Annotated in this window: 19 protein-coding genes; 1 reads left to right on the top strand and 18 read right to left on the bottom strand. The window is 52.8% G+C overall.

The annotated features are described in order from the left end of the window. Positions 1–4: 4 nt before the first annotated feature. The 3 genes from BQ9846_RS09985 to BQ9846_RS09975 form a co-directional block, all read right to left on the bottom strand. The gene (locus BQ9846_RS09985) at positions 5–1,258 is read right to left on the bottom strand and encodes an IS256 family transposase (RefSeq protein ID WP_075878825.1); all 1,254 of its coding nucleotides are present in this window, start codon (positions 1,256–1,258) and stop codon (positions 5–7) included. 195 nt (positions 1,259–1,453) lie between these two features. Further along, complete coding sequence (locus tag BQ9846_RS09980; protein WP_075880818.1) at positions 1,454–2,737, bottom strand: M24 family metallopeptidase; 1,284 nt, start codon at positions 2,735–2,737, stop codon at positions 1,454–1,456. Positions 2,738–2,791: 54 nt separating this feature from the next. Beyond that, positions 2,792–3,673 carry a HalD/BesD family halogenase gene (locus tag BQ9846_RS09975; protein ID WP_075880817.1) on the bottom strand — a complete coding sequence of 294 codons (882 nt, stop codon included), beginning with the start codon at positions 3,671–3,673 and terminating at the stop codon, positions 2,792–2,794. Between the two features lie 137 nt (positions 3,674–3,810). Between BQ9846_RS09975 and BQ9846_RS09970 the strand changes: the two genes are divergently transcribed. Further along, complete coding sequence (locus BQ9846_RS09970) at positions 3,811–4,686, top strand: LysR family transcriptional regulator (RefSeq protein ID WP_075880816.1); 876 nt, start codon at positions 3,811–3,813, stop codon at positions 4,684–4,686. Positions 4,687–5,092: 406 nt separating this feature from the next. Here BQ9846_RS09970 and pyp read toward each other — a convergent pair whose 3' ends face one another. The 15 genes from pyp to cheB all read right to left on the bottom strand — a co-directional run bounded on the left by pyp (position 5,093) and on the right by cheB (position 18,602). Beyond that, the gene (gene pyp / locus BQ9846_RS09965) at positions 5,093–5,470 is read right to left on the bottom strand and encodes a photoactive yellow protein (protein WP_075880815.1); all 378 of its coding nucleotides are present in this window, start codon (positions 5,468–5,470) and stop codon (positions 5,093–5,095) included. A gap of 306 nt (positions 5,471–5,776) precedes the next feature. Then, complete coding sequence (locus BQ9846_RS09960) at positions 5,777–6,154, bottom strand: response regulator (protein ID WP_075880814.1); 378 nt, start codon at positions 6,152–6,154, stop codon at positions 5,777–5,779. Positions 6,155–6,215: 61 nt separating this feature from the next. Continuing rightward, the gene (locus BQ9846_RS09955) at positions 6,216–7,298 is read right to left on the bottom strand and encodes an ATP-binding protein (RefSeq protein ID WP_075880813.1); all 1,083 of its coding nucleotides are present in this window, start codon (positions 7,296–7,298) and stop codon (positions 6,216–6,218) included. Continuing rightward, positions 7,295–8,455 carry a two-component system sensor histidine kinase NtrB gene (locus tag BQ9846_RS09950; RefSeq protein WP_075880812.1) on the bottom strand — a complete coding sequence of 387 codons (1,161 nt, stop codon included), beginning with the start codon at positions 8,453–8,455 and terminating at the stop codon, positions 7,295–7,297. The genes BQ9846_RS09955 and BQ9846_RS09950 overlap by 4 nt, the downstream gene beginning before the upstream one ends. Beyond that, the gene (locus BQ9846_RS09945) at positions 8,452–9,573 is read right to left on the bottom strand and encodes a two-component system sensor histidine kinase NtrB (protein ID WP_075880811.1); all 1,122 of its coding nucleotides are present in this window, start codon (positions 9,571–9,573) and stop codon (positions 8,452–8,454) included. The genes BQ9846_RS09950 and BQ9846_RS09945 overlap by 4 nt, the downstream gene beginning before the upstream one ends. 36 nt (positions 9,574–9,609) lie before the next feature. After that, the gene (locus tag BQ9846_RS09940) at positions 9,610–9,996 is read right to left on the bottom strand and encodes a response regulator (protein ID WP_075880810.1); all 387 of its coding nucleotides are present in this window, start codon (positions 9,994–9,996) and stop codon (positions 9,610–9,612) included. Between the two features lie 66 nt (positions 9,997–10,062). Continuing rightward, the gene (locus tag BQ9846_RS17150; RefSeq protein ID WP_075880809.1) at positions 10,063–11,295 is read right to left on the bottom strand and encodes a methyl-accepting chemotaxis protein; all 1,233 of its coding nucleotides are present in this window, start codon (positions 11,293–11,295) and stop codon (positions 10,063–10,065) included. 2 nt (positions 11,296–11,297) lie between these two features. After that, positions 11,298–11,675 carry a response regulator gene (locus BQ9846_RS09930; protein ID WP_075880808.1) on the bottom strand — a complete coding sequence of 126 codons (378 nt, stop codon included), beginning with the start codon at positions 11,673–11,675 and terminating at the stop codon, positions 11,298–11,300. A 21-nt stretch (positions 11,676–11,696) separates the two neighbouring features. Next, positions 11,697–12,455: a ParA family protein gene (locus BQ9846_RS09925; RefSeq protein WP_202403266.1), complete on the bottom strand. Its 759-nt coding sequence runs from the start codon at positions 12,453–12,455 to the stop codon at positions 11,697–11,699. Continuing rightward, positions 12,452–12,733: a hypothetical protein gene (locus BQ9846_RS09920; protein ID WP_075880806.1), complete on the bottom strand. Its 282-nt coding sequence runs from the start codon at positions 12,731–12,733 to the stop codon at positions 12,452–12,454. The genes BQ9846_RS09925 and BQ9846_RS09920 overlap by 4 nt, the downstream gene beginning before the upstream one ends. Further along, positions 12,723–15,461 carry a chemotaxis protein CheA gene (locus tag BQ9846_RS09915; RefSeq protein WP_075880805.1) on the bottom strand — a complete coding sequence of 913 codons (2,739 nt, stop codon included), beginning with the start codon at positions 15,459–15,461 and terminating at the stop codon, positions 12,723–12,725. Before BQ9846_RS09915 ends, BQ9846_RS09920 begins: the two co-directional genes overlap by 11 nt. Next, on the bottom strand, positions 15,458–15,856 hold the full coding sequence (locus BQ9846_RS09910; RefSeq protein WP_075880804.1) for a response regulator: 399 nt from the start codon (positions 15,854–15,856) through the stop codon (positions 15,458–15,460). Before BQ9846_RS09910 ends, BQ9846_RS09915 begins: the two co-directional genes overlap by 4 nt. 10 nt (positions 15,857–15,866) lie before the next feature. Next, the gene (locus tag BQ9846_RS09905) at positions 15,867–16,781 is read right to left on the bottom strand and encodes a CheR family methyltransferase (RefSeq protein WP_075880803.1); all 915 of its coding nucleotides are present in this window, start codon (positions 16,779–16,781) and stop codon (positions 15,867–15,869) included. Further along, positions 16,775–17,449: a HEAT repeat domain-containing protein gene (locus tag BQ9846_RS09900; RefSeq protein WP_075880802.1), complete on the bottom strand. Its 675-nt coding sequence runs from the start codon at positions 17,447–17,449 to the stop codon at positions 16,775–16,777. Before BQ9846_RS09900 ends, BQ9846_RS09905 begins: the two co-directional genes overlap by 7 nt. An 88-nt stretch (positions 17,450–17,537) precedes the next feature. Next, on the bottom strand, positions 17,538–18,602 hold the full coding sequence (gene cheB / locus BQ9846_RS09895; protein WP_075880801.1) for a chemotaxis-specific protein-glutamate methyltransferase CheB: 1,065 nt from the start codon (positions 18,600–18,602) through the stop codon (positions 17,538–17,540). Between the last annotated feature and the right edge of the window lie 2 nt (positions 18,603–18,604).

Raw genomic sequence — 18,604 nt, 5'->3', positions numbered from 1 at the left:
GCGGTCAAGCGGCGTTGCTGTCTGATTGATCGGTTAAAGGCTCACCATCCTGGAACTTCACGTTATTCACGACGAGTTCCAGTTTGTTGAACCCGGCTATCCGCTTCCAGCGCTTCTGAGCGCTCTGAAGCAGCTTAAACACCATCGCCAAGGTCGTTGCCCTAGAACCGCAATTCCGGCTGCGTTTGCTCCGCAGGCGAACCGTAGCGAAGGTCGATTCGATCGGATTGGTTGTACGAATATGCAACCAGTGCTCTGCCGGATAGTCGTAGAACGCCAGCAGCGCCTCCCGATCCTTCACCAAGCACGCCATGGCGTTGGGGTACTTGGTGTCAAAGCGTTTCACGGTGCGATCAAACGCCTTGTGTGCTTTGTCGCGTGTCTCGGCCATCCATATCTCGTGCAGGTCAGCCTTGACCTTGCGCTGCACGGATTTCGGCAGTTTGTTCAGTACGTTAGCCGTCTTATGTACCCAGCAACGCTGGTGATCCGTTTCCGGGTAGAGCTTGCTCAACGCCGCCCAGAACCCCATGGCACCGTCGCCGATCGCAAGCTTGGGGGCATGGGTGAGTCCGCGTTCCCGTAGTCCCGTGAGCAGCTCTACCCAGCTGGCTTCCGACTCCCGTCGTCCATCTTCGACGGCAACCAGCTCTTTACGGCCATGCTCGGTCACACCGATGATCACCAGCAGGCACAGGCTGTCATCCATGCGCACCTTGCTGTAGATACCGTCGACCCACCAATAGACATAGCGCTGCTCTGATAGGTCGCGTTTCTGCCAGTCAGCATGCTCGTCCTCCCACTGCTTCTTAAGCCGGGACACGGTGTTCGCCGAAAGGCCTTTGGCCTGATCACCCAGCAGCGCGGCCAGTGCCTCTTGGTAGTCGCCGGTGGAGATTCCCTTCAGGTAGAGCCAGGGGATCAACTCCTCGATACTGCGGGTTCGCTTCAAATAGGGCGGTAGCAGGCTGCTGTTAAAGCAAGCGCCATGGCCGCTGCGGTCCCGTACCTTGGGTACTTGCACGCTAACATCACCGATGCCTGTCTGGATCGTGCGCTCGGGCAAGTGGCCGTTGCGGACCACGGCACGACGCCCATCCTCCAGCGTCTTGTCGGCGTATTGCTCCAGAAACGTCGTTAGCTCCGCCTCCACGGCCTTGGCGATTAAGTCTCGGGCTCCCTGGCGTAGCAGCTCATGCAGCGGGTCCGTGATGTCGTTGTCTGGCTGTGTCACGGCTTGGAGGGTAGAATCAGTCATGGCGTATCCACTTTTGTTGGTTGAGATCTTGGTCGTGATCAATCAACAGGATACGCCACCCTTCCTACTTCCTCCCATACACCAGAATCGAGCTTAACTCACGCCGGATCTACTACGGGTAAGTAACGTGTTGCTTCTACGGGATCCCCGCCTATCCAATGGGGAACTGTCGTCAGCGATGAATCAATCACGGGATCACACTTCCTTATTCAGCAGCGCGTCATTGAAGGGGTAGCGTGAAAGTTTTTCGATACCCGTATCAGTAATCAACACCTCTTCTTCGAGCTTGACGCCATCTGCCGCGCCGACTTCACCTATATAGCTTTCGACCGACACTACCATGCCCGGCTCTAGGATCCCGTCTTTGGAAAATTTATCGAAATCCATGTGGTGGGCGACCAACGGTGTTTCGCCATGCATACCCACACCATGAATGATTGACGGATAGCGGCGGTCGATAAAGCGCTCTGGGATTTTCCATGCCTGCTCGGCGATCTCGCGGTAACTGATACCCGGTTTCAGCAACCCCATATTGTGGTGCACTTGATCGTATGCCATGCGGTATATTTCGCGCTGATAGGCCGAGGGTTTTCCTGGGCCAACGTGGAACGTGCGCGAGAAATCCGAGTAGTAGCCGTGGCAGCCAATGGTATCGGTGTCCAGCGCCACCAGTTCTCCCGGACGAAGTTTGCGATCGCTGGCCTCGTTAAACCACGGGTTGGTACGCGGCCCGGAAGAGAGAAGACGGGTTTCAATGAACTCGCCCCCACCTTTGATCACCTCACCATACATGATCGCAAACAGCTCGTTTTCAGTAATGCCGGGCTTGATGGCGGCTTCAACTTCAGCGACGGCTGCTTCGCTGGCAGCCATCGATTGGGCCAAGCAGGCCACTTCTTCAGGGGTTTTGATACGGCGGCAATGTAACGTATCCTGCATACAGTCGTAGACATCAAGCCCCTGCGCTTCTAACGCCCTAGCAAGGTTCAGCGCACAGCGATCTAGACCGACTTTCTTATTACCTTTCCCGTGCTCCTTCACCAATTCGGCAATTTCAATGCCGAAGGGATCAGACGACATACCATCGCGCTGATTCACCGCCGACCAAACAACCTTTGAGGTCCGCGCCTCGTCAATAGTCTCAAGCCAAGTGGAAACGTGTGCGCTGCCAGGATATTCGAACAGAATGATTGGCCCATCCAGCGGCACATAAACGTAACGCGTGGAATTTCGCAAAAAGTAACCGAACATATTGCGCGATCCTGTCGCGTAACGTTGATTATTAGGGTCAAACAGCACCAGAGCCGCATATCCTTCTTCCGCCATCATGGCACGCAGGCGTGAGAGCCGCCCGGCACGCAGCTGCTTAGGATCAAAGGCCGTGGGAATGCTATCGCCGTTCGCCATCGGCGCCGAGGGCACCACAGGAATCAGCTCAGGTTCGTTATCGGTCAGGTTTTCGCTTTCGACAATACTCATGATGTCTCTCGCGTCAGGGTTGGATTTAAATTGCGAAGAACGTTCAAACGACGCTTAGTCCGCGAGTCGGTCACTACGTTGCATACCGTCTTTAAGGATTTGTTCATGAACCGGCGCCATGCGGCCAAAAATACGTTCAGCTCGTTCTGGCCGGCCCACAAAGCCAGGCTCTTTGGCGTAGGCAAAGATCACAGTATGGCGTTCTTTATCACCCTCAACCGGCGTGACGCGGTGGAGAGAATACCGCCCAAAAAATACCTGCAAATCCCCAGGTTGAAGATCTAGAGCTTTAAGCTGAGAGCGATCCCCGTCGATCACTTTTTCAACATTGTCGAAGTTTTCACCTTCGGGGCTACGAATACCCGGGGCGTACTCGAAACGCCCTCCCCCATGCGATTGCCGCGTCATCATCGTGACAATGAACTCGTTGGTGTCGTAGTGCCAAGGGTGCTGACAACCTTCGCGCAACACGTTGACCACTAGGTCTGCCAGCGGATCAGCGTACTGGTGAATTTCCTCCATACCGACCACCGCTCCGATAAAGCGCTGAAATTCGGGGTTCTCGTATACCTGGCGGATAATCGTGTCTCGACCGATACGATCCCCGGCAACAAAACCATTTGTGCGATCATCAAAGCGATTTTTGGGATGCGTAGCGGGCAGTGAAGGGTCTCCTTCGCTGTTATAAGGGTTCGTCTCGGTTTGGTTGTAGTGCGCATCGGGCGACAGCCGCTCTGTTTCACGCTCAAGTCGTGCTAACGCTGCCTTGGGCACAAAGTTTTTAAGTACGACGCAACCGTCTTCCTCTAACTGACGGCGGCATTGTGCGATTAACGCCGTCCCAGTTTCGCTATCCAATGCATTGAGGGGATACGCTTCGAGATCGATAAGGCCATCTAATGCATTCGCCGATGAAGAAACCGCGCTCACTTGCATGAAAGTACTCCTGTCGCGTTAACGAATATTGTGTTGAACCGGGTCACGTTGAATTACGTTTTGGACAGGGTAGTGACAGGCACTTCATAATAGAAATGAATAGTTAAGATACGACCCATTTAAAAGGCTCATACTTTATGGATACAGATTTACTTCGCGCCTTTGTCACCGTGTCGGAATGCCAGGGGTTTAGCGCCGCTGGCAAGGTGCTGCATCGCACCCAGTCCGCGATGAGCCTACAAATAAAACGCCTTGAAGATCAGATGCGACAGCCCCTCTTTGAGCGCACCAGTCGCAGTGTGTTGCTGACCGCCGCTGGAGAGCGTTTGCTACCCTACGCACGCCACATGCTCAAGTTGGAAGATGAAGCCAAAGGCTTACTAAAGGGGGAAGCACATGGCGAAATCATTCGGCTAGGCACTTCCGAAGAACAAGCAGCTACCTACTTGCCGGATCTACTGCCACGTTTTTCAGCACAGTTTCCCCATATTCAGCTTGAGGTTCAGTGCGATATCAGCGATACGCTAGTGAAGCGCTTCCAAGAAGGGTTGCTGGATGTTGTGCTATCAGTGAGACATAAGCCTACCCAATCAGGGCAGTTACTCGGTTGGGAGCCCATGGTCTGGGTCATCGCAGAACACGCGTCGCTGGCACAATGGCCAACGCTCCCTCTTGCCTTAAACCCTGAAGGGTGCATTTTTAGAGCGCATGCTCTTTCAGCGCTTGGACGCGAAGAGAAACGCTGGAAGCTTCGTTACGTCAGCCAATCACCAACAGGCATTAATATTCCAGTACAAAATGGGCTTGCACTAACTGTTAAAACCCCACGAAGTTTACCGCCAGGCTGTCGCATCGTGACAGAAGCTGATGGTTTGCCTGATTTAGGCCATGTGGAAATAGAGCTTCACCAACGCCCCGGGCATTCCAGTGAAGCGTTTCAAGCATTTTGCCAAGCGTTGGAAGAGGTTGTTTCCGACCATAGCGCCATTGCGTGCCCTGAATTCAAACAATAATTATTGAATCAGCTCTAATTGCGACGGCGGAAGCCCTAGGGCACCGGATACTGCACAAGTGTTCCTAGGGGAGTGCTCAGTAACCCTGGATACCGCAGGTGCTGCGCTTATTGCTTGAATTCAGGTATTGGAATTAAAAAGAATACGCGCCTTTAGCGTACGAGAGAAGTTGAGGCCTCGGTCTTCTCAAATGTCATTTCCGTATTCTTCAGATTACCGTTACGGCCGAGGCTGTATGAAAACGTAGCTGTCGCTATACTCTACTCATGACAGGTCGTGGGAGGTATCGATGAAGCGTTTCTTGACAGGTGAGCCCCGTTCTCAAGCTAGCCACAAGAATACGCTAACCTTTAAAAATATTAAGAAAAATCCGTTTCTTAACATTAAAGCCAGCTTTACTGCTTCATCAAACCCGCTTGACAAATATCCAATAACTTTCGCCAGAAATCGCTTTTTTCATATGCACTTTCACTTTAGTCGGTTGCATTTGATAATCAAATACATACTCAAGTATTGTGTTGAGATCGCCTCGCTCAACTCCTTCTTTAAAACTCCCTTCAAACATTCCCCCTTGAGTGCATGGCGCTACCTCCTTAAAGAAGTTTTTTCCAATTACGCTTTGAGGATCTCGTCCAGTAATACAGCCTTCAACAGCGTTATACTTCAAAATCTTGCCATTTTTGTCGAGCTTAATAGCACCAAAGGCGAGTTCATCTAATCTATCGTCACCCAACGAGGCCAGCATATTCTCGATGTCATCGCTACCAAATCGCACTGCTTCCATGATAAAGCTCCCTTATATTAAGTGCTTGTATACCAAGTGCTTGGGACAATGCGGGCCACCAGAGAACTAAAATACCTTTATCGCCGGAGTGACGCAACATCACTATTTATAACCTTTAGTTACTTAAAGCATTGCCAACACGCAAATAAGCATCGCGCTTAACAGCATAACCTTTCGGTGGTGCTATCTTATTGTCGTGCCTGTTACCAACCGAAATAAAAAGGCACGACGAACCGACGGCACAAACACTTTTTATTTTCACAGGCCAGTGATTATAAGCTGATCGACTTGCTTCCCCATCAGCCGTCAACTTTCAGTAACTAACCGTGATATAGCCTCCAACAAATTTTCTTGCGTAAAAGGTTTTGGTAGAAGGGCGTTCGCACCAGCAAGCTTAGCGGAATCTAGCGAAAACTCTTTTGAAAGGGTTCGGCTACCGCCAGAAATGGCTAATACGGGAAGGTCAGGATAGCGTTGGTGAAACGCCACTACTCCTTCTACGCCGGTACGACCGGGCATCACAATATCGGTAATCACCAGTGCAATATCGCGATACTGCTGGAGCATTTCCAGCCCCTCATCGACACTCTCTGCTGTCAGCACGCGGTAATTCTGGCGCTCAAGCATTCGTGAAAGCATGCTGCGTACCGAGCTATCATCGTCAATGACCAAAATGGTTGTCATCGCTCTTTTATTCCTCTAGTAAGACATAACCTTGTGCTGTCCGGGTAGAAAACAACCCTATTCAATAGGTGGTTAGGGGAAAACTCAAAGTGAATGTTGTGCCCTCTCCTAGTTGGCTCTCAACGCTTATGCGTCCACCATGGCGTTGAATAATACTCTCAACCACGGCCAATCCGAGCCCAGTACCTTCATTCACATCACGGGTAGTAAAAAAGGGATCAAAAATGGTCTCCAAGTCATCAGGCGCAATACCCTCACCGCTGTCTGTCACGCAAATACCGCCGTACTTACGCCCTTGCCATGTCTCAAGTGTCAAATGACCGGTAGCTTTTATGGCCTTGATCGCATTGCCGCAAAGGTTGTCGAGCACTCGCTCAAGCTGTCCGGCATTTCCACGCACCCAAGGATGGGCAGGCAGCGATACGTGCAGCGACACAGCAGATGGTAGCTGATGCTGCAGTTCGTCGGCATATTCCGCTAGCCATGAAGCCAAGTCCAGTGGCTCCAGAATAGGGGGAGCTTCGCTGACGTAGAGTAGCATTTCATCAATAAGACGCTTTCCTCGGCGCCCAGCTCGCTGAATTTCCTCGATACTTTCTTGTAGCAGGGAATTCCCAGCGGCGTCTTCCGCCAACATCTCGGCATTACCATCGATCGTTTGCAGAATATTATTGAAGTCATGCGCGACTCCTGCTGCCATTTGGCCCAGAGCACGCATTTTGCGTGTGTGCTTAAGCTCCTGATAGCTAGAGTAAAGGCGCATCATAATAGCCACCTTAGCGGCCAGCTGGTGCGGCTTGAGTGGTTTGGTCAAGTAGTCATCTGCACCACACTCACTAGCGCGCCGCCAATCATCTGGCGTATCGCTGGCGGTAATGATAATCACCGGATGCCACTGCGCTTTACCTTGTGCCTTTTCGCGTGCTCTGAGCCACTGGGTGGCAGTGTAACCATCCATTCCCGGCAAATTGACATCCATGAGGATAAGGTCAACTGGCTGTCGCACCAGCATTTCCAATCCTTGCTCTGCACTTCCAGCGGTGACAACACAATAACCTTGGCGCTCCAGCATACGACAGATCAGTTGTTGCTGTATGGAGTCATCTTCGACACTTAACAGGGTTAAAGGCGCTTCAGTCCTCATTGATCAATATCGCCCGAGGTAAGCGTTAAGGGCAATAGCAGCGCCACCTCAGTTCCCTCACCTGGCACACTGGTCATACGCACCTCCCCACCGTGCTGAACCGCGCAGGCATTCACCATTACTAAGCCTAACCCGCGCCCCTTTCCTGGCGGTTTCGTGGTAAAGAAGGAGTCGAATACGCGCGTCTGCGTGTGCTGGTTCATCCCCACGCCGTTATCTCCCACGCGTAGCTTCAAGGCCGTTGTACCTTCCGATAGTTGAGCGCGCCCCACTTCCAGCCAGAGGCACGGCGAGGGGCTTGACTCCATGGCATGCAAAGCGTTTTCGATTAACTCTACCAAGGATTTTTTCACCAAGGCGATATCTACGGTGACGCAGCTCGGTGACGCTTCAAATGACAACCGTGTTTCAGGATGCATGGTGACACTGGAAAGAGCACGCTGCAGCGCTTTCAGCATTAACGCTTTAGGGTCGCAGCGCTGGTAATCGAGCGTGACACTACCAGCACATAAGGCCATATCGTCGATTAGTGCCGCCGCTCGCTCGCCCGCTAGTTGCATTTGTCGTGAGTTTGTATGCGCCGGGTGCTCTTTGTTAAGCAGCATTAGATTCAACTCCGCCAAACCATTAATACTGCCCAACAAGTTATTAAACTCATGCGACAAGCCCGCCATTAGGTGGAGCATGGAACGCATGCTTTCGCTGCGCATAGCCCGAGTTTCGGCAGCCAAACGCTGATCAATATCCCAGCCAATGCTGAGTACCCAACTGGGGCCTCGCTTCTTGTTATCAGGTACCGCCATAAGCGGGAGCCACAGTCGCTCCTCTTGCCAAAAGCGACCATCGGGACGGCAGTGATTAAGACGCTTGACTGCATACTGCCCCTTGGATAGTGCTCCTTTTAAAGAAGCAAAAAGTTGGCAAGGCTTAGGCTCTATTCGCCACTGATTCGGCGCCAGCGCCTTCAACTCTTCCTGTGAATAACCGAAGTGTTCACAGCTGGTGAGATTGGCATAGATAACATGAAATTCAGCATCGGTTACCATCACCCGCAATGGAGAGTGGCCAAAAAGCTGTTCTACCAAGCCCAATAAGACATCTGGTGCTAAGGGCGCTGCGGTCACTGACTGATCAGTAGGCACTACAACTTGATTCATGCAGTGCTCCCGTCCTTGCCCACTATGGCAGTCGTTAGCGGCAGTCTCAGCGTGATCGTGGTGCCTGCTCCCAATGCGCTTTCCACATCGAACTCACCACCGTGCGTACTAAGCAACTCTTTGACTTGCAACATGCCAAGCCCGGTACCACCCGAGGCTTTTTTGGTGCTCACGAAAGGTTCCATAAAGTGCTCTTTAGCTTCATCGCTCATCCCACAGCCATTGTCCTGGACACTTAACACAGCTTCTTTACCATCCTCGCTTGACCGAAGGGCCACCCTCACTTTCGGCCATGAGACTTCACTAGTGGCTTCCCCCGCATTTTTTAAAAGGTTAGTAAGAGCCAGAAGTAGATACGACTCGTCCAACGTGACGCTTAATGCTTGGCCGGGCAACTGAAACTGAAGATCAACCCGTTGCGGGAGTGTTTTGTTGAGAAGCGGGCGCATATCGCTCAACAGTGACGTCAAATCGAGCGTTCGGTAAACCGGCTGTGTTTTTGCGCCTCCCCGACGCAGACGCTTGACTAGGGTTTTAGCCTGCTGACCAGCACGCAATACGGCCTGTAGGTTAGTCGCCAGTGCTGAATCTTCGGTACTCTCTGCCAACAAAAGCTGATTGACTTCGGTCAACCCCGTTACGACACCCAGCATGTTGTTAAGCTCATGCGCAGCCGCCGCGATCAGAGTGTATTGACTTTCCAGTGTCGAGAGACGCATGACATGGCGCTCATACTCATTAACCGGAAAGCCCACTGAAAGATACCCCGTTACCCTACGCTCTCTATCAAAAAGTGGCTGAACCGTGCGCTGCTCCCGCCATAGCGTGCCATCCTTACTTTGATTGACAAAGATACCTGCCCATGCGCGATTTTGCTGTAACGCTACGTTCAAGCGTTGACGCGTTGCTTGCGAGGTGTACTCGCTACTCCAGTATCGTGGCGTTTTATGTATCACTTCCGATGCGCTATAGCCCGACATTTCGCAAAAGGCAGGATTGACGTACACCACTCTATAATTTGTGTCGGTAGTAACCACAAGCGCATCAGAGAGGTCAAAAAGATCCCGAAGAGAAAACTGCTTTTCTAAACTCAGGGCGTTAGGGGCGGGGCAATTCATTTTCACTGCTCACGTTTACATACTGTTGGAAGCGCGCTAAGAAGCGCCGGCTTGAAGCCCGGTGCGTATTGCCGAACGGAAGTCGGCCAAACTCACCGGTTTAGCCAGTGTTTGTTCAGCACCGGCCATGCGCGCTGACCCTAGCGTAAAGCGACTGTTTAGCGTGCGCTGCCCGCCAGAGATAGCCAGCACGGGAAGTGACGGATAACGCTTACGCAGTGTCAAAATCAATTCGGTACCATCCATGCCCGGCATACAAATATCGGTCACCACCATGTCGATATTGCGTGCATTTTGCTCAAGCATGTTTAATGCCTCATGCCCCTCAGTGGCTTCAATAACACGATGCTTATCGATTTCCAGCATTTGCTTGGCGGTATAGCGAAACTGATCGTCATCATCGATTAATAATATAGTGGCCATAACATTACCTGCTCATCGTACTGTAACTGTTTATCTTATCGCGGTGACCGACACTGACTTCAAAGCTCAAAATAGCTCTATCTTGGCACCGCGATTTTGTTCATGATCACTGTAAAAACTGGATGCACCTTCATTAACGTTCAGTGACGCATGGGAATGGTGATAAGCATCTTTCTCGGCATATTCAGCGCTGAGCTCAGTCAGCAAATGCCACGGTGGCGACGCCTGAGTTTCAAGCGCTTGAGAAATATCATTTAAGGCGTCATTGCGACTTAAGATACTTTCGCGAATCCGTTCGGTTATCTGACGCGTAACATCCTGAAACTGGATATTTCCCAGCGCATCGTTGACTTCCTTAGCTAGGCCCTGATGGTGATGAGTTATAGCGCTCAGTAGCATGCGGTAGAAAAGCCGCATATCGGTATAACCATCATCTAACTCCTGGGTTTGTTTTATTAGCCGCTTCACTTCACTAATATCGTTTTGGATCCGTGCCTCCATCTCGGGTCCGAAATAGCTATCGACCGAGGCTTGTACGCCATGAATACTCTGGGTAATTGTCATCGCCGCTTCCGATGAACTCGCGGCAAGCGCGCGAACTTCTTTCGCCACCACGGCAAAACCACGCCCGGCCTCCCCCGCATGGGCAGCTTCAATCGCAGCATTCAATGACAGCAGCGTCGTGCGCTGGCTGATTTCTTGGATCGCCTCCACCCGTTTATTCAGCTCTCCTATGCGTTCTCCTAACATGCGGAAATCTTGGCGCTGCTCTTCGATATGCTCAGGTAGCGTGTGGATAAACTGCGCTAACTCCTGGATCACATGGCTGCTATCTTCAAAGGAACGCTGCATCTGCTCGCTTTGTTCGCCAGCTTCCTTTAAATATTCCATTAACTCATCGGCTAGCCCGTTAACCCCCACAAGGCTATTAATCAGGGTATTGGCCGCATCTTCAGTAAAGTCAATAGTTTCTTCAAGACGGTTCATTGCGAGCTGATCGTGTTCAGCCATTGCTTGAACCCCATGGATAACACTCGCCGTTTCACCTGATGCACCATCAGCCGGCACCCGGTACTGGCTACCACTCGCTTGAAGCTTCATTTGGCGCTGACGCTCAACAAGCGCCCAGGCAGCCACCGCCAGTGCAGCCCACAAAACGCCCCACCCTAGCGTGGCTAAGCCTGTGTGCTGTGCAAGCCATCCAGACGAAGATGCCACCAGTGACAACACCACTAGCGCAGTGGGTATCAAAAGACGCTGCCCATAGACACTACAGCGCTGAATAATCGAGCCTTTCATGGCTACGCTCCTGGCACCACTTGCTTGACCACATTGATAAGTTCAGTACCTTGCACCGGCTTGACTAACCAGCCTGTCGCACCCGCTTTTTTCGCTTCTTCTCGCCGCGCCTGCTGTGACTCGGTGGTCAGCACCAAAATCGGGACAAAACGATAGCCCGGTAACGCTTTAGCTGCCTGAATCAGCTCCAAGCCGTTCATTTTGGGCATATTGATATCGGTAATAATCAGATCCGGCTTTTGGCTTAGTCCCTTTAGCTTTTCTAGCGCTGCTTCGCCATCAGGGGCGGTTCCCACCGCGTAGCCCGCTTGCTTTAAAATATTGCTCAAACTCATCAAGATAGTGCTTGAGTCATCAACCAAAAAAATGCGTTTCGCCATGAGAAACTCCTGTAGCGCGGTTTAGTGAGAATTTTTGGCACCGAGCGACTGGATCAGCGCGCGGTAATCTTGAGCGCCCGCACTTCTAGGCGCGTAGCAATGGATAGGAAGTCCGTGAGCAAAAGCCTCAGCCAGCTTAATGTTGTTTCGCACGCCCGCCAGCATCCGCGCCTGGCCAAACTGACGCGCTAAGCGGTCAACCGTCTGGCGGTGCAGTTGCAAGCGTGCATCAAACATCACCGGCAGCAGCCCTAGCATGCCAAGCGAGGGGTTTTGCTCGGTGGCAACACGGTAGAAAAGTCGCGCGAGCTGCTTTGCCCCCACCTCCCCAAGATGATGTGGGACAAACGGCACCAGAACGGCGCTGGCAGCACACATGGCGCTGATTAACAAACCATCTTGAGTGGGTGGCGTATCAATGATCACAACGTCGAAATAGTGAAGGATATCGCCTTTGGCAAGCGCCCGTTGAAGCCCCGTCAATGGCCACTGCTCACCGTGACCGCTGAAGCGAGTATCTGCCGGTATCAAACTCACACCTTCGCAAGCAGTCGCCTGCCATAACGCGTTAACCGGCGTATCGGGATGCCGCAACAAGTGGTGGATGGTCGCATTGGCAGCGGGTTCATACGTAAGCCCCAAGCCAATCGCCGCATGACCTTGGCTATCGAGGTCGATAACCAGCACGCGCTGACCTTGGCTGCCCCAAAGCGCCGCTAGGTTGACGACGGTGGTGGTCTTACCGGTACCGCCCTTACGATTGGCCAGAGTAAGAATCACGCCCACGCTTCTCCCATTTTTGCGTCAAGCTGCGAAGCACTAGCTTGGCGCAATACTTGCGCAAGCCAAGGATCATTGGGGGGAGGGTCAATCTTAACCGATGCGTGCAACTTGGCTGCGAGGATAACTTGTAACATAGCCGTGTGCAGGTGTTCACAATGGCGCAAATTGAGGCTCGCTTTAGGCTGTTCTAGTAACCAGCTGTGCAGGGTTTCAGCCTCTTCGACCTCGCAAGCGCCTGTAAAAATGGCGCTGCGGCGCTTAAACTCAATCGGCATGGCTCTCTCCTAGCGTTTTTTGGGCTTGGTTAGCCTCTGTCTGGGCAGCACTCTCTAATAGCGCTGATAGATTGAGAACGAGCAGCACGCGTCCATCGCCCATGAGCGCACTTCCGGCGTAAATACCGTAATTGGCCATGATGCCTTCCATGGGTTTTTGCACAATATCAATGCCTTGACGGAAATCATCAATCACCAACCCGACCAACTGCCCCTCAACCTCGACGATGAGTATGGCCTCCTCGTCGCGGGGAGGAGAGGGGGCTAGATTCAGCAAGGTACTCATCCGCTTAAGTGGAATCAGCTTATCGCGCAACACAATGTTTTCACTGCGCTTGATACGGTGAATCGATGACACCGGCACACGTACCGTTTCACGAATATTGGCCATGGCGATACCGTAATCCTGCTCACCGATACGCACCATCATCACCCGCGCCACGGCCATCGATAGCGGCAGTAAGATGCGAATCGTAGTTCCTTTTCCCGCTTCGCTCGCCACGCTAATTTGCCCGCCAGAGGCAGCAACCGCAGTGCGTACAGCATCCATCCCTACGCCGCGTCCAGAGATATCCGAGACCTTCTCGGCGGTGGAAAGACCTGCGGCAAAAATTAGCTGAAGTGCCTCTTGGTGCGTGATGGTGTCAAGCTTCTGCTCATCGATTAAGCCGCGCTGATACGCTTTTTGTTTGAGCTTTTCCGCATCAATACCACGACCGTCATCAATGACTTCAATCAGCACTTGATCATCAAGCGCCTGCGCACGCAGTTTAATCATTCCATTTGCCGGCTTGCCGGCCGCCTGTCGCTCGGCTGGTCCTTCCAGGGCATGATCTAGGCTATTGCGCACTAAATGCACTAACGGATCAGCGAGATGATCCACTACGTGCTTGTCAGCCTCCGTTTCTTCACCCTCTAGCACCAATTCAGCTTGCTTATCAAGCTTGCGGGTCATGTCTCGCACAAGGCGTGGAAAGCGCTGGAATACCACCGAAAGTGGCACCATGCGAGCCCCCATCACCGCCTGCTGCATACGATCAGCAATGCGATCGATGTTGGCGTAGTGGCTAGTGAGCTCTTTGGCAATGTTTGCACTGGACATGCCTTCGTTGGCGCTTTTGGCTAAAAATGGCAACGCATTTTTAGCCACGACGAGTTCGCCTGCCAGCGTCATCAGTTCATCGATACGTTGCTGTTCCACACGGATGGTTTGGCCGCTTGCCGGCGCTTTGTCGTTTTTTTCCACTCGCTTGGCATGTTCCGCCGGTGTTGCTATATCGGTCACGTCAGATGGCGCAAGCGAAGCCGGCGTGGGAGAGGGAGCAGCTTCGGGCGCCTGCCTTGCGAGATATGCAGTCAGCCACTGCTGTAAAAGCGCACCATTTTGTTGTTCACGCGACCGCGTAATCGCTTCTTCTAATCCTTCGTTGGCATCGCCAAGCTGGGCCACTAACTGGCGCACCACATGGGCCACCGCATCAAAACGAGGCGCAAAAAGCTCGGCACTGATGGGCGCGTCCAGTACTTCTATTTGCTGCGCTAATACCTCATGAATCAGCCCTTGCCCATTCTCGGGCTTCGCCACGTTTGGAAGAGGGGCCTCCACTGGCTGTAGAGAGTTAGTCGATAGCGCGTCAGCCGATGCAAGCAGGGGCGCACGAGGTTGATAGTGGCCTTCTCGTAACGCATCGATTAATCCTAAAATAACTGTTTGGGGAGGTGAATCGAAACGTAGCGCCAACGCTAACCAGTGCACCACACTATGCGCATAAAGGGTTTCACCACTGAGCTGCTCTAGCGGTGTCAATCGCTTTCGCAGCGACGCCCAATCACCTGCTTCGGCAAGCGGTAGCGCCTCATCGATAAACGGTGCGATGAGCGCATCCTCTTCCCACTCCCCTGAGGGCCGAATCAATGCTTCAACCGCTAAGGGTTCCACGCTCACCGACTCGGTTAGGTAACGAAAGTGGTGATGAACTTCATCTTCTTGCGCGAGTGCCACCAGTGAGAAATTGAGCACGCACTGGTAGGGGTCAAGTATTTCCAGCATGGGCCACTGCTGGCGGGGAGCAATTTGCATCACCTGCAGACCTGGCAGTGTTTTAACATTTTGTAGCGGATCGTGGCCCTGGAAAAAACACTCCTCGGGTGGCGTGAACACCACAGCCATCAAGGTAGCATCTGGGGCCTCAAGACTTGCCTTAACCAGCGAGCGACGTGTGTTATCGGGTAGGGCTTGCACCCATTCTGGTGCCTCGGTGACGGAGGTATTGGCGTCTATCGACATGTCGTTAGACACCACGTCGCTGGGCATTGCCTCTTCAACCGCTGTCACCGTTGTCTGCTGCATGGCTTGGTTTAACGCCGCAAGTTGCTCGTTAAGCTGCGCGGGGGCACTTTCCGGAAGGGATTCGGTGGCTTCCACGCTATCGAGCCACTGGGTGATCACATCAAGCGCATCAAAGATGACATCGGTGAGCTCGGGCGTAAGCGGCAATGTATGACTGCGCACTTGATCCAGGCCATCCTCAATCACATGCAATAGACGGCTAAATTCTGTCAGGTTATCGAACAGCCCAGACGCCCCTTTGATGGTATGCATGGCGCGAAATAGCTCGTCGAGCAGAGCATCCTCGTTGGGCGACTGTTCCAGCGCCAGCAAGCAGCGGCTAGCGACTTCGAGATTATCGCGCGCCTCGTTGATAAATGATTGGAGCAGCGGGTTCATGCATGGTCTCCTACGCTCACCACAGCGTCGGGCGTACCTAACAAAAGTGTTACCAACTGCTGTAGATATTCGGGCTCGGTGGGTTTGATGACATACAGATTAGCTCCCGCGCTAAAGGCTCGCGCACGGTCGTGGTACTGCGCTTCGGTGCTGATCATGATAATCGGCACGCTACCGAGACGAGCATCACTGCGCACCGCTTGCACAAAGCGGTAACCATCCATTTTGGGCATGTTGATATCCACTAGCATGAGGTCGACCGCCGCATCCGCCATACGCTCCAATCCTTCCACGCCATTTTCGGCTTCTATCACGCGATGCCCCAGCGCCTCCATTAACTCACGGTGATACAGGCGTACCGTGACGGCGTCATCAACAATCAATACGGTTTTCACCCGGCTCTCCTTAACGTTTAAACAGACCTTGAGATGTCGAAACACCCTGCGGGGTCAGGGAATGGCTGTTGTCGGGCTTTTGATAGGCCAGCGCCTGCGTAAACTTGCGCACGGTAAACAGCGATGAGATACGGCTCATTGACTCCGAATGCCCCAAAAAGATGAAGCCGCCCGGCGCTAAGGCATCGAAGAACACTTCAGCAGCACGCCGACGGGCCGCATCATTAAAGTAAATCAACAAATTACGGCAAAAAATCACATCAAAATCGCGATAGCTGCGGGTCTGTTCCAAGTCCGAGAGATTAACCTGACTAAAGGCAATGGCATCGCGAATGTCGGCGTTAAGCTGCCAACGCTGCCCTTCCAAAGATGTAAAATAACGCCTGCGCACACGCTCGCTCACATGCATGAGCGAGCGTTGGTTATAAATACCTGCCTGGGCTTTGGTCAGCACACGCGTATCAATATCAGATGCCACAATCTCGACATCGACATCGGCAATAGCCGGCCAGTGTTCAAGCAACATAAGGGCAATAGAATAAGGCTCTTCACCGGTGCTTGAGGGGATTGACCAAATCTTTAGCGTTTCCCCTGAGCGCCGTGCGGCAAGCCGCTCGTTAAGCACCTCGCTAACCAAGCAGTCGAATTGATACTTCTCGCGCATAAAGTAGGTTTCGTTCACCGTCATGGCGTTGACGAGGTGCTGAAACTCCTCTCCCTTGGCCTCAAAGCGAACGAAGGTAAAGTAGCTACGAAAGCTGTCGTGGCCGGTGACACGCATGCGTTCTAGTAAGCGTTTATCGACGAAATAGCGCTTGCTGTCCTCAAAGTAGAGCCCCGTGCGACGATAGAAGTAGTCGCGAAAGCGGGCAAACTCAGCACTTGTAATCAACGTCTCTCCGACTTGGCTTTCAGCACCTACCATGCTTGGCTTCCTTGTGGCTCATCGTCCTCAATGCGCTCTAGCGCGATCTTGATCGCAAAACGCAGATAGCTGGGTAAATCTGGCTGTGCTTGCAGCACCTTGAGCGCTGGCAACATGTCGCTAGTACCCAGTTCAGTAGCTCGGTCTACCGCCGCCCCGAGCACGTTAGGGTGCGTTTCACGGGCCAAGACCTGAGTCACCCACACTGGCGAATTGGGATGAGGCAGCGCGCGAAGAATATCTAGCGCCAAGATACGCACATCCGCATCCTCGTCGTTTAATAAGGCATCTAAATGTGGCGCTACCGACTCAGGTAGCGTCTGCAACACATCGATTGCCTCATTGCGCAATAACGCACTGTCAGAGCGCAAAAACGTAAGCAGTCCACGCGTGATCATCATGCTTACTTCACTGCTCGGATCGTGATGAGCAATTTCCTCTAGGCTGCAGAACAGCGCTTCACGTACGCTTGCATCAGGCTCGTCATTCAACGCTACCAGCAAAGCCTCTGCAGCTTCGGGATGGCGCCCTAGATCGCGTGCTGCCCAGCGCCGAATGGGCGCCTGCTCTATCTTTAGTTCTGCCAAAAGAGTGGCACTGTCGCGCTCCTGCTGGCGCCTTTCTTGTGCCGGCAAGGCATGATCGGTATCAGGACGTTTAAGTGCCATGGTTAGCCTCCCGGCATTAATCGATCGCTTATGTCAGTAGCAATTTTGGGTAAATTTATAAGCATAACGCGCCACTTTTGGTACCTGACTAGCGGCTTGCCCACTCCACCAGCTGCGCGGCAATTTTTTCGCTTTCAAGCACCATGCCTGCTCCTTGCTGTTCGATAAGTGCTCGCGGCATACCAAAGACCACGGCACTCGCTTCGCTTTCGGCAATGGTTAATGCACCGTGCTGGTGTGCACTGGCCATCTCAGCGGCACCGTCATCCCCCATGCCAGTGAGTTGCACACAGATAAGTTCGCGGTCTTGATAGACTTCACGGGCTGACGTCACCAATCGGCTAATACTCGGGTGCCAAAGGTGGGTATCTGAGGCAGGAATACTGATCATGCGTATATTGCCGGCGCGCTTTACGATCCGGGCATCAGCGTCGCCACGTGCAATATAAACGTGGCCAGGTTCCAGCAGTGCCGGTCCACGCACTTCTGTCACTTTTAGCGCACACTGACGGTCAAGCCGTTCAGCAAAAGGTTTTGTGAAGTGGGCGGGCATGTGCTGCGCGACCACAATCGGCACGGGAAAGCCCGCCGGCAACTCACGCAGAATACTTTCTAACGTGCTTGGGCCGCCGGTTGAGACGCCCACCACAACCAATTTATAGCGGCTTCCAACTCGGCTTCTTAGCGACTGACGCGGCTGGCGTGTTACCTTGGCGTCGTGTAAACGGCGCTTTTGTACCTTGGTCGCCATTGACTGACGCTGATTAGCCGCAGCACGCACTTTTTGCTGCAACTCCTGCTCGACATCACGCAAATTAAGCGAGACGGTGCCGCCAGGTTTATTGACATAATCGAACGCGCCAAGCTCCAACGCCTCAAAGGTCGCCAAAGCGCCTTTTTCAGTGAGCGAAGAAACCATAATGACCGGACGTGGAGACTCGGCCATAATATGGCTTAAGCAAGCCAGGCCATCCATTACCGGCATATTGATGTCGAGTGTGATGACGTCTGGATCGAAAGCTTCCAAACGCACAAGGGCATCCTGCCCATCACGCGCAACTTCGCTCACGATGTCGCCTGCTCTTTCCAGCATCTGCTTAAGCTGACGGCGCATCAGTGCCGAGTCATCGACAATCAAAACCTTTAATGACATGG

It is taken from the genome of Vreelandella massiliensis (assembly GCF_900155385.1).
Classification (GTDB): Bacteria; Pseudomonadota; Gammaproteobacteria; order Pseudomonadales; family Halomonadaceae; genus Vreelandella; species Vreelandella massiliensis.
The sequence above is the reverse complement of the archived record's forward strand: the minus strand, read 5'-3'. Positions and strand labels throughout refer to the sequence as shown.

What these genes read in the sequence shown, in the direction of transcription:
- BQ9846_RS09985 (WP_075878825.1), bottom strand. Translation starts at nt 1,258, where the DNA reads ATGACTGATTCTACCCTCCAAGCCGTGACACAGCCAGACAACGACATC.
- BQ9846_RS09980 (WP_075880818.1), bottom strand. Translation starts at nt 2,737, where the DNA reads ATGAGTATTGTCGAAAGCGAAAACCTGACCGATAACGAACCTGAGCTG.
- BQ9846_RS09975 (WP_075880817.1), bottom strand. Translation starts at nt 3,673, where the DNA reads ATGCAAGTGAGCGCGGTTTCTTCATCGGCGAATGCATTAGATGGCCTT.
- BQ9846_RS09970 (WP_075880816.1), top strand. Translation starts at nt 3,811, where the DNA reads ATGGATACAGATTTACTTCGCGCCTTTGTCACCGTGTCGGAATGCCAG.
- pyp (WP_075880815.1), bottom strand. Translation starts at nt 5,470, where the DNA reads ATGGAAGCAGTGCGATTTGGTAGCGATGACATCGAGAATATGCTGGCC.
- BQ9846_RS09960 (WP_075880814.1), bottom strand. Translation starts at nt 6,154, where the DNA reads ATGACAACCATTTTGGTCATTGACGATGATAGCTCGGTACGCAGCATG.
- BQ9846_RS09955 (WP_075880813.1), bottom strand. Translation starts at nt 7,298, where the DNA reads ATGAGGACTGAAGCGCCTTTAACCCTGTTAAGTGTCGAAGATGACTCC.
- BQ9846_RS09950 (WP_075880812.1), bottom strand. Translation starts at nt 8,455, where the DNA reads ATGAATCAAGTTGTAGTGCCTACTGATCAGTCAGTGACCGCAGCGCCC.
- BQ9846_RS09945 (WP_075880811.1), bottom strand. Translation starts at nt 9,573, where the DNA reads ATGAATTGCCCCGCCCCTAACGCCCTGAGTTTAGAAAAGCAGTTTTCT.
- BQ9846_RS09940 (WP_075880810.1), bottom strand. Translation starts at nt 9,996, where the DNA reads ATGGCCACTATATTATTAATCGATGATGACGATCAGTTTCGCTATACC.
- BQ9846_RS17150 (WP_075880809.1), bottom strand. Translation starts at nt 11,295, where the DNA reads ATGAAAGGCTCGATTATTCAGCGCTGTAGTGTCTATGGGCAGCGTCTT.
- BQ9846_RS09930 (WP_075880808.1), bottom strand. Translation starts at nt 11,675, where the DNA reads ATGGCGAAACGCATTTTTTTGGTTGATGACTCAAGCACTATCTTGATG.
- BQ9846_RS09920 (WP_075880806.1), bottom strand. Translation starts at nt 12,733, where the DNA reads ATGCCGATTGAGTTTAAGCGCCGCAGCGCCATTTTTACAGGCGCTTGC.
- BQ9846_RS09915 (WP_075880805.1), bottom strand. Translation starts at nt 15,461, where the DNA reads ATGAACCCGCTGCTCCAATCATTTATCAACGAGGCGCGCGATAATCTC.
- BQ9846_RS09905 (WP_075880803.1), bottom strand. Translation starts at nt 16,781, where the DNA reads ATGGTAGGTGCTGAAAGCCAAGTCGGAGAGACGTTGATTACAAGTGCT.
- BQ9846_RS09900 (WP_075880802.1), bottom strand. Translation starts at nt 17,449, where the DNA reads ATGGCACTTAAACGTCCTGATACCGATCATGCCTTGCCGGCACAAGAA.
- cheB (WP_075880801.1), bottom strand. Translation starts at nt 18,602, where the DNA reads ATGTCATTAAAGGTTTTGATTGTCGATGACTCGGCACTGATGCGCCGT.